The 13643-nt window shown below is 43.4% G+C and carries 9 protein-coding genes; 2 read left to right on the forward strand and 7 right to left on the reverse strand.

Annotation, left to right across the window (positions count from 1 at the left end; genetic code table 11):
• Nucleotides 1-449, forward strand: a 449-nt coding sequence (locus M23134_RS17685) for an adenylate/guanylate cyclase domain-containing protein (RefSeq protein ID WP_045113795.1), incomplete at its 5' end; no start/stop codon positions are given.
• Nucleotides 450-1204: 755 nt separating this feature from the next.
• Entirely contained in the window at nucleotides 1205-4117 is a 2913-nt protein-coding gene (locus M23134_RS38385) for a M4 family metallopeptidase (protein WP_004155921.1), read from the forward strand.
• Nucleotides 4118-4211: 94 nt separating this feature from the next.
• On the opposite strand, the gene M23134_RS38390 is transcribed toward M23134_RS38385, so the two are convergent.
• The 7 genes from M23134_RS38390 to M23134_RS17725 form a co-directional block, all read right to left on the reverse strand.
• Entirely contained in the window at nucleotides 4212-5120 is a 909-nt protein-coding gene (locus M23134_RS38390; RefSeq protein ID WP_004155923.1) for a CPBP family intramembrane glutamic endopeptidase, read from the reverse strand.
• 41 nt (nucleotides 5121-5161) lie between these two features.
• A complete protein-coding gene (ilvA, locus tag M23134_RS17700) occupies nucleotides 5162-6430 on the reverse strand; it encodes a threonine ammonia-lyase IlvA (RefSeq protein WP_004155924.1) in 1269 nt (422 codons plus the stop codon).
• A 98-nt stretch (nucleotides 6431-6528) separates the two neighbouring features.
• Nucleotides 6529-7599, reverse strand: coding sequence for a ketol-acid reductoisomerase (gene ilvC, locus M23134_RS17705; RefSeq protein WP_004155925.1), 1071 nt, complete (start codon nucleotides 7597-7599; stop codon nucleotides 6529-6531).
• A gap of 537 nt (nucleotides 7600-8136) precedes the next feature.
• Nucleotides 8137-8667 carry an acetolactate synthase small subunit gene (ilvN, locus tag M23134_RS17710; RefSeq protein WP_004155927.1) on the reverse strand — a complete coding sequence of 177 codons (531 nt, stop codon included), beginning with the start codon at nucleotides 8665-8667 and terminating at the stop codon, nucleotides 8137-8139.
• Between the two features lie 246 nt (nucleotides 8668-8913).
• Nucleotides 8914-10659 (reverse strand): biosynthetic-type acetolactate synthase large subunit, encoded by a 1746-nt coding sequence (gene ilvB / locus M23134_RS17715; RefSeq protein WP_004155928.1) that lies wholly within the window; start codon nucleotides 10657-10659, stop codon nucleotides 8914-8916.
• 126 nt (nucleotides 10660-10785) lie between these two features.
• Nucleotides 10786-12462 carry a dihydroxy-acid dehydratase gene (ilvD, locus tag M23134_RS17720; RefSeq protein WP_004155931.1) on the reverse strand — a complete coding sequence of 559 codons (1677 nt, stop codon included), beginning with the start codon at nucleotides 12460-12462 and terminating at the stop codon, nucleotides 10786-10788.
• A gap of 110 nt (nucleotides 12463-12572) precedes the next feature.
• Nucleotides 12573-13460, reverse strand: coding sequence for a branched-chain amino acid transaminase (locus M23134_RS17725; protein ID WP_004155933.1), 888 nt, complete (start codon nucleotides 13458-13460; stop codon nucleotides 12573-12575).
• Nucleotides 13461-13643 lie beyond the last annotated feature (183 nt).

Here is a 13643-nt window from a genome sequence, read left to right on the forward strand (position 1 = left end):
TGGTATACCAGAAAAACCACCGTAACCCGGTAGATGCTATATTGGCTGCCCTGGAGATGACACGTTTTATAGACGCCAAACGCACCGAAAAGGACGCCAAGGGAGAACCTTACTGGAAAGTAAGAATAGGCATCAATACAGGGTATGTAACCGCAGGAGTGGTGGGGCAAAAACGCTTTGCTTACGATGTATGGGGCGAAACTGTAAATACGGCAAAGCTGATAGAGATCAAGAGTGAGTCGGGGCAGGTAGCGGTATCACGCAATACTTATGATCTGGTCAAAGATTTGTTTGATGTAAGAGGCGGGGGAGAAGTAGAAATGAAACACAAAGAAGCTGTAGAGCGATATGTCATTACTGGCATAAAAGCTGAGTTGTCAGAAAACAACGAAGGTATCGTACCCAACGAAGTGTTTAAAGGCAAAGTAGGTGATATGGACCTTGGCTGATATAAGGTAGCAAGCTTCAAGCAACAAGTCGCAAGTCCTGAGATACCGGTGAATATCGGTGTTACACTCTTGAGCTCATCATTTATAAAGCCCTGTTCGTTCATTCGGACAGGGCTTTTTTTTGGGAGTGTTTTTGTTATATTTTCCAGTGGTACTGAGGGATTTTACCTAGGTTTATATGGCATAAAAAAAATAAAAACAATTGACATGTATTGTTAGTTATTCTTTATGTTTTGTGAATATATCTTATTTTTATTACATTTGAGAAAATTAATAAAAGTATTACTATCAAAAACAATGATCTTACTATTACCGCAGTTATTAATTATTTACAAATATATTTTTCAATAAAAATACAAGTTTAGTAATGGGTTTTTAATTGTATTTCAGTATAAAATATGGATATTTATAAGTAAACAATATAAAATTTTATATTGTTTAGCGTGAGACTTTATATTGTTTGTTTTGTGTGTTTCTGATACGGTAAGCTAATATTTGCGCTAATAAATTAAAATGTTATTTTTTAACATGAAGGTTACAAAGCACTATTACTATATTTATAGTTAAATAATTATTAAACTGCATAAAAAATTACATAAACACTCGACTATCTCCTTTGTTTACTTTTTGTATACTTAATATTTGTTCAAAACGGTCAGGTGTATACTTTAAGCTTACCCCTCAAACATTGTATTTTCCCTCTTTTTACTCACCTTTGAGCCATACCTAATTTTATAACACAATTATATTACACGATGACTAAAAAGATACATTTTTGGCTGGCAGCCATGGTTTTGCTGCTGGTTGCACCAATAGGCAATCAAGCCTATGCACAAAAGAACGAACAGCCTCCCAAGTTCAAAACTTTTAACCAACAGGCGTACCGCTCAAGTGGTGGTCAGGTCAAAACTTTGCTAAAAAGCGAGTTACGCATGACCAACAATGACCAGTTGATAAAAACCAACGCCTGGACAGACAACATTGGTTTTCAGCACATCAAATATCAGCAAGCGTACAAAGGCATCAGGGTAGCTAAATCTACTTATGCAGTACACTCGCAGAATGGCTATGTAAAGGTAATCAATGGTGATTTTTTGAAAATAGGAGACCTCAACATCACGCCATCAGTCAACAAAGGCACCGCTTTGCAAAAAGCAGTAGCAGCTACCGGGGTAAAAAACTATACCCAACTGGGCAAAGAAGAATTGGTAGTTTGCCGCGACTATATTGGCAAAGATGGCAAGGCACACTTGGCTTACCGTTTTGTGATCATCGCGCCTGAGTCTCATACTGAGGTATTTGTAGATGCGCACACAGGTAAAACATTGTTGAAAAACCCATTGCTTCGTTCTTGTTTTATCAAAGGACACAAGCACCATAAGAAGCACGCCCACCAAGTAAAAAAGTCGTTGGCTGCTCAGGGTTCTTCTATTACTTTGTATGACGGCAATCAAACCATCTTTACTCAAGCGTATAACAATGGGTATAGATTGTATGACGATGCCCGTGGCAATGGTATTCACGTAAAGAACTCTAACAATAACCAAAACTGGGATTTTAACGGGGCTACCGAGTTTGTTGACAATGACAATAACTGGACAGCGGGCGAGTGGGACAATGCCGCTAAAGATGCCGCAGGTATGTCAGCTTTTTGGGCGTATGAAAAAACTTACGACTATTTTAAAAACAACCACAACCGTAACAGTATTGACGACAATGGGCGACTATTGCGTGCCTTGGTTCATTCTGGCAACAACTGGTTCAATGCCCAATACAGCTCGGCGTATGTAATGATGCGATTTGGCGATGGCAATGGTTCTCCACTGACCACCATTGATATTACCGCCCACGAGCTTGCTCATGGGTTGACTGATTTTACTGCCGACTTGGTTTATTCTTACGAGTCGGGCGCTTTAAATGAATCGTTCAGCGATATTTTTGGGGCAGCAGTAGAGGCGGAGGCGTCTCCGAACAAAAGCCGTTGGTTGATGGGGGAAGACATTGGACACATCCGCGATATGGCGAATCCTAATGCCAAAAATCACCCTGATACTTACAAAGGTACTCATTGGTATACAGGGGCTGGCGACAATGGCGGCGTACACTATAACAGTGGTGTACTAAATCACTGGTTTCATATTTTGTCTGAGGGTAAGTCGGGTACCAACGACAACGGTGACAGCTTTGACGTAAGTGGTATTACCATTGAAAAAGCGGGTAAAGTGGCTTATCGTATGCTTTCTACTTACCTAAGTGCCAACTCTCAATATGCTGATGCCCGTGTTGCTGGTATACAGGCAGTAAAAGATTTGTACGGTGACGGCTCTAACGAAGAAATTCAAGTAACCAACGCTTTTTATGCCGTAGGTGTAGGGGCAGCTTATGACGATGGAACTCCCCCTCCTCCGGCTACTTGTGTAACGGTGTTTCCTTACGGCGAAAGCTTTGAGGCGGGTTTAGGCAAATGGACTCAGGCTACCTCTGACGACCTTAACTGGACGCGTGACAGTGGTGGAACTCCTTCAAGCAATACTGGCCCCAGTGCTGGCAGCGATGGAGACTTTTATATGTTCGTGGAGGCATCCAGCCCTAATTTTCCAAGTAAAACAGCTACTTTGGTGAGTCCTTGCTTTGACATTGCCGCACTCAACAATCCTACTTTTAGTTTCGACTACCACATGTATGGCACTCAGGTAAACAACCTAAAGTTGGAAGTAAGCACCGATGGCACCACCTGGACACAGGTTTTTACTAAGTCGGGCGACCAGGGCGACAATTGGTTGAGCGAATCAATTGACCTGACAGCTTATAAAGGAAGCAGTGTATCGCTTCGTTTTACGGCTACTACCGGTGCAGGTACTGGCAATGGATGGCAAAGCGATATTGCTATAGACAATATCAAAGTAGATGGTGACACTACAACCCCTCCGGCTACTTATTGCGTGTCCAAGGCAAACAGTGTACATTACGAACATATTGGTCAAGTAGTCTTTGGTACTATCAACAACACCTCAGATGGAGGCGATGGTTATTCTGATTTTACTGCTATGAGCACTGGTGTGGCGCTTAACTCAACCACTACCATTACTATTACACCTGCCTGGCCAAATAACATCACCTATAACGAGTCTTATGGAGTATGGATTGACTTGAACCAAGATGGTGATTTTGATGATGCAGGTGAGCAGGTATTTGCTAAGTTATCTACTAAAGATACTCCTGTATCTGGTACGATTACTATTCCAGCTTCGGCCAAACTAGGGGCAACCCGTATGAGGATATCTATGAAATACAATACTGCCCCTTCTGCTTGTGGAGAGTTTCCTTACGGCGAAACCGAAGACTACACCATCAACATTGGCGGGTCTTCTTCGGTAAGTGGTTTTACTAACGTTGCTGCCAAAAGCCTTGAGTTGAACAACGCCACGGTAGTATTTCCTAGTCCTGCTACTGAGTTTACCAACGTAAAAATAACGTTGAACCACCAGACTAAAGTGAGCATAAGTATTGTGAATGCTCAAGGTAGAGAAGTGGCTCGTCGGACTGTGGAAGGACAAGCAGGAGCAATGAATCAAAAGTTTGATGTAAAGCGCTTACCTGCGGGTATTTACCTGATGCGTGTAACCAAAGACGGAATAACAACTACCAAACGATTTATTGTTAAATAAGGTACAACTACTGAATAACTCTCAGTATTGATCAGGTCAGTGGCATTGTCGCTGGCCTGTTTTTTTTGTAATAAAAGTAGCGTACTTACCTTGCTTACCCCTCTTGCCAAAAAGCAAACAGTTCCATCATATACGCCACCCCCAAATGCAAAATGATACCCCCGTAGATAGAGCGGCTATAGTAGCTAAATATGCCTAGCAACATGCCTCCAAAAAATGAACTGGCGGTTTCGGCTACTGGCTTACCTAAATGAAAAAGACAATACAGGCTGGCGGCAAGAATGATGGCTCGAGGCCCTAAATACCTGCCAATAAGAATGATGAGAAAACCCCGAAAAAACACTTCTACAAAGACGAAATCGATGCCGTATAATGCCTCAAAAGACAACATCGGAATCCAAGCATTTATTTTGAGGTAGGCAGCCGCAAAATTAGATTTGTACATAGGGTATTGCAGCAAAAAGCCAGGAGTAGTAGATGCCCAATAAATGAACGGAGCAAAGCTTAACAGCAGTAGTAAGTAGGGCAGGGGACTAAAGTTTTTGGTAGAGAACCCGTATAAACGAGGTTCATTTTTGCGGTCGAAAAAGTACCAAATAAGGCAAACTGGCAGGGCAAAGGTGAGCACACGAAAACTGTAAACTGTCAATTGTTCGGCGATGTACTGCAGGCTAAAGGGCACTTGGGTTTTGATCCATACCCGGTGGTACACAAAGCCTTTACGAATGAGTAACATGGCCAGGGCAAGGGTGATCCAGCGCCAGAATAAATATCTTTGTTGGATGGCTTGGGCGTAAAAAAAACGTTGCCCCCAGGCTGCCAATACGATAGTGATAAAGTAGGCAGTGGCCTGAAAAATAAGCCCTTGTTGGCGCGACATATGACCAAAAGGTAGGTGAAATGCCCACATAACAAAAGCCAGCCAACTGCCCATCATCAAAAGGTAGGGCAGGTTGCCAGCTTCTTGCCAAAATTGCTTGAGATATAAAAACAGCTTTTTCATGAAAAGGTAAAAGTAGAAAAAGCGTTGGTTTGTTCCCTGTTTTACACCGCAAAACTCAATAATTCGGGTTGTTGATTGAGCAATTGGTATTGCACCTTGTTTTTTTCAAAGCGTTTGATGAGTGCAGCATAGTCTTGAGCAGTGGGTACCTCAATGCCTACCACTGCAGCGCCTTTTTCTTTGTTGTGTTTCTTGATGTATTCAAAGTGGGTAATATCGTCTTTTTCGCCCAGGGCATTGAGCAAAAATTCGCGCAAAGCGCCCGCCCGCTGAGGAAAATTGATCAGAAAATAATGTTTGAGCCCTTCGTGTAGTAATGACTTCTCCTTGATTTCTTCCATGCGGGTAATGTCGTTGTTGCTACCACTTACCACACATACCACGGTTTTGCCCTTGATCTGGTCTTTGAGCTGCTCAAGGCTGGCTATAGTGAGTGCGCCAGCAGGTTCTACTACTATAGCTTGTTGGTTATACAGCTCTAGTATGGTGGTGCATACTTTGCCTTCGGGCACCGTTTCTACCCTATCGAGCACTTGCTGGCATATTTCAAAAGTAAGCTTGCCTACTTTTTGCACCGCTGCCCCGTCTACAAACTTGTCTATGTCTGCCAGGGTTACAGGGGCGCCTTGTTCTAGCGAGCGTTGCATGGCAGGAGCACCAGCGGGCTCAATGCCCAGCAATTGGGTGTCAGGGTTGATTTGTTTGATATAACTGCCCACCCCTGAGGCAAGCCCTCCGCCACCTACGGGCATAATTACAAAATCGGGTTTTTCTGGAATATCGGCGAGTATTTCGAGTCCTACTGTGCCTTGTCCAGCTATTACCTTGGGGTCGTCAAAAGGGTGGATAAATACTTGTTTGTTTTGTTCGCAAAACGCGACCGATTCTTGGTAAGCATCATCAAATGTATCGCCACAAAGACGTACTTCTACCCATTCTTTGCCAAACATTTTTACTTGATCTATTTTTTGGCGAGGAGTAGGTGAAGGCATAAAAATAGTGCCTTTTACCTTCAGTTTTTGGCAGGCATAGGCTACTCCCTGGGCGTGATTGCCTGCACTGGCACATACAATTCCCTGCTTAAGTTCTTCTTTGCTCAGGCTACTTATTTTGTGGTAAGCCCCCCTGATTTTATAAGAGCGAACACTTTGTAAATCTTCCCTTTTCAGGTAAATTTTTGCCTGATAACGTTCCGACAGCAAATGGTTAAACATCAGTGGAGTATGGTATACCACCTCTTTGAGTACCTGATGGGCTTTTTGTATGTTTACGACCGATACCATGACATCGGTCGGATTGTCCAGTTCCATAATGGGTAGGTGTTTTTTGTTGATAGTTGATCGCCTTTTTTAAGAGTCAGGGAGGAATTACACCTGCCAGATTTCAAGCATCTGGCAGGTGTAAAAAATTACGCCTCTGTTTCTTCTTTTACCGGCTGATTTTCGGGGCGTAGTTGGCGTACTACTGCACCAGTTTTCCACATTTCCGACTCGTGAATTACAGAAAGTTCTTCTTCCAGTTTTTCTCTATAGTCAGGCTTGCTGTTGGCTTCAATCGTGATCTTTGCCTCATTGCCCGATGCCACACTTTCGTATAATTCTTCGTATACGGGTTCTACTGCTGCTTTGAATTTATCTTTCCAGTCGAGCGCACCACGTTGAGCGGTAGTAGAGCAGTTGGCATACATCCAATCCATGCCGTTTTCGGCCACCAAACGGATCAAACTTTGGGTCAATTCTTCCACTGTTTCGTTAAATGCCTCAGAAGGAGAGTGTCCCTTGCGACGCAATAGCTCGTATTGGGCTTCCATTACACCAGCAAGTGCTCCCATCAATACCCCTCTTTCTCCAGTAAGGTCGCTATATACTTCTTTCTCGAAAGTAGTTTCGAACAAGTAGCCAGAACCAATGCCTATACCCAAAGCCACTACTCTTTCTTTAGCCTTTCCGGTGGCATCCTGGTATATGGCGTAGCTTGAGTTTAAGCCTTTACCTTCTACAAACATGCGACGCAAACTGGTGCCAGAACCTTTAGGTGCCACCAACACAACATCTATATCTTTAGGAGGTACTATGCCCGTTTGTTCATGATAAGTTACCCCAAAGCCGTGCGAAAAGTACAAGGTTTTGCCAGTAGTCAAATACTTTTTAACTGTAGGCCACAAGTCAATTTGCCCGGCGTCTGACAATAAATACTGGATCACTGTACCGCGCTCAAGAGCTTCTTCTATAGAAAATAAATTTACTCCCTCTTCCCAGCCATCGGCCACGGCTTTGTCAAACGACTTAGAAGGCTTGCGTTGTCCTACAATCACATTAAAACCATTGTCGCGCAGGTTCAATGCTTGTCCTGGTCCTTGCACTCCATAGCCTATGATGGCTATAGTGTCATTTTTAAGAGTTTCTACTGCTTTAGATAATGGAAATTCTTCACGGGTAGCTACTGTTTCGTCTACACCGCCAAAATTGATTGTTGCCATAACTTTTGTACTTTATTTAGGAACTTGACAAGCCCCTTAGTTCTAAAAAATAATTTAGTTGATAGTTGATAGTTGATAGTTGATGGTTCGTAGCACCCACAGGGGCAAGTCCTTAGATACCGATGCATATCGGTGCTTCAAGTTGCGCCCTGTTTAACTGCGTTGATCTCATCACAGCAAGCTGCTGCCCCGATAAATTAGAAATATATTCGGTTCACAGGCAACTAACAAATTCATAGTGTGCTTATTTTCAGGGTTTTATGGATTTGTTAGTTAAAAAGACCATAGTTTACCGTTGTTTTCTTAATTTTTACCTAGCCGAAGGTTGAGAATGAATGTGTTGTCAATTTTGCAAATATGATAAAAAAGTCCAAGGTCCGTAGACCGTAGTTTTTAACGCCACTTGCGCTCATTCTTCATTAGCTTCGCAGAGCTCCCTCCGGTCGGTTCGTAATTTAGTCCGGAGTTGGTAGTCCGTAGACTATAGTTGTTTAGTGTCGCTTCGCGCTAATTCGTAATTCTCAAATTCGTAATTCTCTAAAGCGTCTGCCCCAACTCAGCAAGGTAAGAGCTTAGCCGTTTCATGGGCTTGGCTATAGCCACCCTGCCTGAGCGTACAAAGCTCAAAATACCGTAAGGCTTTAGTTGCTCAAACAAATCTTGAGTTTCCGATTCGTGCCCGGTTTTCTCTATTACCATAAACTCTGGCTCTACGGTGAGGATACGGGCATAATTGGCGCGGATGATTTTTTCTACTGCTTTGCTTTGCGCCAATGCCTGGGTAGATATTTTGTATAAGGCTACCTCCTGGAAAATAATATCCTCTTCATCGTAGTAAAAAGCTTTTAATACCTCTACCTGCTTTTCCAATTGTTTTACAATGCGTTTTACATTGGCCAACGTGGTGGATATTACTACCGTAAACCTAAAGATTCCTTCGGTTTCCGAAGCAGAAGTTGTCAGGCTGTCTATGTTTATTTTTCGCCTGGTAAATATGTCAGTGATTCGGTTGAGTAAACCTATATTGTCTTCGGAAAAAACCGTTACAGTAAATTGTTCTTGTTCCATTATTCATATTTAATCTTCTGAAAATCAATGAGTTAATTTTTAGAGATGAATCATTGGTTAAATAGTAGCTTGTCCTTTTACATCTGCTTATGAGCAGTATTTAAATAAATAATATTAAAATGTGCTTGCTTTGAAACAGCTGGATAACAGGAGTAATTCTACATGCTAATTTACAGCTTTTCTGTGTACACAACTGATACAAAATTAACCGTTCATCGTTATAAGTTGAGTGTTTTAAGCAAGCATTTATTCCAAACGAATATTAGATATGCTTTCTCCGGTGGGAACCATCGGAAAAACATTGGTTTCTTTTTCTACCACTACCTCCAGCAAAAATGAGCCTTGGTGCGCCAGCATATTTTGCAAACCATCTGCTAGTTGGTCTCTTTGTTCTACCCGTTGGGCGCCAATGTGAAACGATTTGGCAAGTGCCACAAAATCGGGGTTGACCATTTCGGTAAACGAATATCTTTTGTCGAAAAACAACTCTTGCCACTGGCGAACCATTCCTAAAAAACTATTATTCAGAATGATTATCTTTACGGGTATTTGGTATTGCATCAGCGTACCCAACTCTTGGGCAGTCATCTGAAACCCCCCATCGCCTATAATTGCCACTACCTCACGGTCGGAACGAGCAATTTTAGCACCCATTGCTGCAGGCAGGGCAAACCCCATGGTACCCAAACCCCCCGAAGTAATGTTGCTGTTGGGTTGGTCAAACTGGTAATAGCGACTGGCAATCATCTGATGTTGCCCTACATCGGTTACTATCACAGCTTTGCCTTTAGTTTGGTCAGACAAAGCCTGTACTACTTCCGCCATTTTTAGCTTAGGCGTGCTGGGCTGCATGGTTTTGCTTACCACTTTTTCATTTTCTACCTTTTGGCAATTATCAAACTCTTTGAGCCAATCTTGGTGAGCACGTGTTTTCACCAAAGGTAACAAGGCTTGCAAAGCTTCTTTGGCATCGCCTATGACAGGTACATCTGCTTTTACATTTTTGTCTATTTCGGCAGGGTCTATCTCTATATGTATCACCTTGGCTTGTTGGGCGTAGCGGCTTAAATCACCAGTTACCCGATCGTCAAACCTCATGCCTACAGCAATGAGTAAATCAGCCTCATTGGTCTTTACGTTGGGTCCATAGTTGCCGTGCATGCCCAAAAAGCCCACATACAGAGGATGATGGGTAGAAAACGACGACAGCCCAAGCAAGGTACTGGCTACCGGAATCCCGGTTTTTTCTACAAAAGTTTGCAAATCCTGTTCTGCTTCGGCAAGTGACACTCCCTGACCCATCAATATCATTGGCTTTTGCGCTTGATTGATGAGTTGAGCAGCTTGCAAAATCTGTCCCTGGTTAAGCTGAGGAATGGGGCGGTAGCTCCTTATTTTTTCGCATTTTTTATACTCAAAATCAAGTACACCAAACTGCGCATCTTTGGTAATGTCAATCAATACTGGTCCAGGTCGTCCGTTTTGAGCGATGTAAAATGCCTTGGCTATAGTGGCAGGTATTTCTTCGGCACGAGTCACCTGAAAATTCCACTTAGTCACTGGGTTAGAGATACCTATGATGTCGGTTTCCTGAAAAGCATCACTGCCCAGCAAGTGGCTTGCCACCTGCCCGGTGATACATACCAAAGGTGTGGAGTCTATTTGTGCATCGGCAATACCTGTGATGAGGTTAGTAGCACCTGGGCCAGAGGTAGCAAAGCAAACTCCGGCTTTTTTTGCCAAACGAGCATACCCTTGAGCCGCATGGGTAGCTCCCTGTTCATGGCGGGTCAGTATATGGTTTACCTGGTCGGTATAATGATACAAAGAATCGTATACTGGCATAATGGCGCCTCCCGGATAACCAAAAATGGTATCTACACCTTCGGCAAGCAGCGATAATATGAGCGCTTCGGCTCCGCTTACCTTTCGGGGGCTGGTATGGGATTTTTCTCCTGCTGGAGTAGCTACTTTTTGAGCTTGTGCATTCATGGGGTTTGTTGTTTTAAATTAGTTGATAGTCAGTAGTTAGTAGTCAGGAGCCTCTGAAGTCAAGAGCTATTTCTTCATTCTTAAGTAAACCAGCTCCCGACTACAGGTTATCTACTCCCGACTAGCCTATTCATCCGTTACACAGCCCTCCGAGGCCGACGAAACAGTACGGGCATATTTGCCTAAAATTCCACGGGTAAAGCGCGATTCTGGTGCTTGCCATTGGGCGCGTCGTTGGGCTATTTCTTCCTCTGATAAGTGCGCCACCATTTGGTTGTCTACCGCATCAATCGTGATTCGATCGCCATCCTTAAGCAAGGCAATCAAGCCACCTTCCTGTGCTTCAGGGCACACGTGTCCCACTACAAAACCGTGTGAACCACCCGAAAACCTACCATCTGTAATCAATGCCACGCTATTGCCCAGCCCGGCACCCATTATTGCAGAGGTAGGCTTGAGCATTTCAGGCATTCCCGGACCACCCTTGGGGCCTTCGTACCTAATGACTACCACGTGCCCAGCTTTTACTTCTCCGTCCTGAATACCTTTGATAGCCTCAAACTCTCCGTCGTACACCTTGGCAGTACCTTCAAATTTTTCTCCCTCTTTGCCCGTAATTTTAGCTACTGCCCCTTGTGTGGCCAGGTTGCCAAATAACACTTGTAAATGTCCCTGAGGTTTTAGAGGTTGGCTTATTGGGAACAGCACGTCCTGATCGTCTTTTACCGGAGCAATGTTAGCAAGATTCTCAGCAAGCGTTTTGCCCGTTACCGTCAAACAATCACCGTGTAGCAATCCCTCGTCCAGCAATAGCTTCATTACAGCAGGGGTGCCACCAATGGTGTGCAAGTCTTCCATCAAGTACTTTCCACTAGGCTTGAGATTTGCCAAATAAGGAGTTTTGTCGCTGATACGTTGAAAATCTTCCAGGCTTAGATCCACCTCAGCAGCTTTGGCAATGGCAATCATGTGCAGCACCGCATTGGTAGAGCCTCCCATGACCATGATCATTGTCAAGGCATTTTCAAAAGCTTTTTTGGTCAATATGTCGAGGGGTTTGATGTCCTCTTCGAGCAGCTTTCTCATAGCTTTGCCCGCATCTATACATTCTTGTTGTTTTTCAGGGCTTTGGGCGGGATTAGAGGCTCCATAAGGTAAGCCCAATCCAATAGCTTCTATCACTGTTGCCATCGTGTTGGCAGTATACATACCGCCACAAGCTCCTGCACCAGGGCAAGAGTTTTGGATAATTCCTTGATAATCTTCTTCATTCAAACTTCCGTTAAAACGCTGTCCGAGTGCTTCAAAGGCAGACACAATATTGAGTTTTTGACCTTTGTGACAGCCTGACCTGATGCTTCCGCCGTAAACAAGCAGTCCAGGACGGTTCAAACGCGCCAGAGCCATCATAGCTCCCGGCATGTTTTTGTCGCAACCCACTACAGCAAGTATCCCATCGTACCATTGAGCCTGCACTACAGTCTCTATCGAGTCGGCGATAATGTCGCGTGAAGGCAACGAAAAACGCATTCCTTCGGTACCGTTAGATATTCCGTCGCTTACGCCTATAGTATGGAATACCAACCCTACCAAGTCTGCTTCTTTAGTACCTTTTTTGGTTTCCAAGGCCAGATCATTGAGGTGCATGTTGCAGGTATTGCCCTCATAACCAGTACTTACTATGCCTATTTGAGGCTTGCTCATATCCTCTTTAGTAAGCCCTATGCCATACAGCATTGCTTGAGAGGCTGGTTGGGTTACATCCTGAGTAATTCGTCGGCTGTATTTGTTCAAAACTGTCATAACTCTTCGTTTGAAACTATCTGTTAGCGTGTGTTTTTTGTTAGCTGCAAGGAGCGAGCTACTGGGCATCACAGAGCCCCGGTAGCTTGAAACTTGTCCCTTGTAGCCTTTTATATAATCGTATAAGTTTGGAAGTTTTCTTTTCTTACGTGTTGTTGGTATTCTTGCTGTAGTTGATAGCCCAGCGAATCTTCCCAATGTACTGGAAAGTGATAGTCATCGATAGACTTGATGCCAGCTACTTCGCTTGCGGTTCCTGTAAAAAATGCGCTATCGGCTTGTTGGAGTGTTTCAGGTTTGCAGTGTTGTTCGAAAACTTCTATGCCGTTTTCGCGGGCAAGGTCTATGATGGTGGCGCGGGTGATGCCAGGTAAAATATTGCCCAAAGGAGGAGTGTATAATTTGCCGTCTTTTTCGTAGAAGAAATTTTGCCCTGACCCTTCGGCAACAAAACCGTTCATATCACAAAGCAAGGCTTCATCAAACCCTTTTTGTTTGGCTTCCTGGGTGGCAAGTATTGAGTTGGCGTACATTCCGCTCAATTTTACTTCCATCGGAAAAGCTTTGGGGTTGGGGCGTTGATACGACGATAACATTACGCGGCAGGTATCATCTCCAAGGTACTTTTCCCAAGCCCAAGCCATCATTACCAAGTGAGAGGTTTTGGCAGGAGCCAATGACATTTCGTCGCCCATAAATACCAGTGGACGTATATAAGCATCTTTTAACTCGTTTTTTTCTAACAAAAGATAAGCAATGTTAGTAAGCTCTTCTGTAGAATAATTGAAAGGCATGTGCATGCGTTCGGCAGATCGCTTGAGGCGCTCAAAGTGAGCTTTTGCCTTAAATATGGCGGTGCTACCTTCCAGGGTTTTATAAGCCCTTATGCCTTCGAAAACTCCATTGCCATAATGCAATGTTTGACTCTTGATACTACATTGACTATTACGGGAATTGATAAACTCACCATCGTGGAATATTATTTTGTGCCTGTTCATTTTTACGGTATTTTGTAGTGTATTATTTCTGACTTACTTATAAAAAAAAGCCTTTCTCTTCGTGAGAAAGGCTTCGTATTTTATATACGAATGCTGCTTCCTCAATTAAAGTAGAGAATAATAATAATGACTAGAATTAGTAGAGAAATACAGACGCAGTGTATCATTATATTATAATATTTT

This window comes from Microscilla marina ATCC 23134 (assembly GCF_000169175.1).
Taxonomy (GTDB): Bacteria; Bacteroidota; Bacteroidia; order Cytophagales; family Microscillaceae; genus Microscilla; species Microscilla marina.